Below are 283 nucleotides of genomic sequence, written 5' to 3' on the forward strand. Positions count from 1 at the left end.
TTGGTCGCGTTGGGCCTGACCCTTGCCTCGGTGGTAACGATGATCTTTTTCATCCACCACGGTCCCGAAATGATCAATCTTGAGAACCTTTGCCATAGTCTTGGATGCCGGTTGCGGGACGAATTGATCCGACTTAGCAAAGCATCAACTGCGACGACGGACAAGGAGTCTGTTAAGAACGCTTGGTTTGAAGAGGCAAGTAGTGAGGCCTCCGAGGGGGTAACGCTATTAAGCACGGGGTATATTCAAACCGTAAACTTAAACCAAATCAAACGCTTGGCGT

At 49.8% G+C, this 283-nt stretch carries 1 protein-coding gene; it reads left to right on the plus strand.

All coding sequences use genetic code 11. The features are described 5' to 3' along the window. Positions 1 to 283: DUF2254 family protein (locus AB9F29_RS22425; protein ID WP_369757317.1), on the plus strand; the 283-nt coding region annotated here is incomplete at both ends.

The sequence above is a fragment of the Falsihalocynthiibacter sp. S25ZX9 genome (assembly GCF_041205405.1).
Lineage (GTDB): Bacteria > Pseudomonadota > Alphaproteobacteria > Rhodobacterales > Rhodobacteraceae > Falsihalocynthiibacter > Falsihalocynthiibacter arcticus.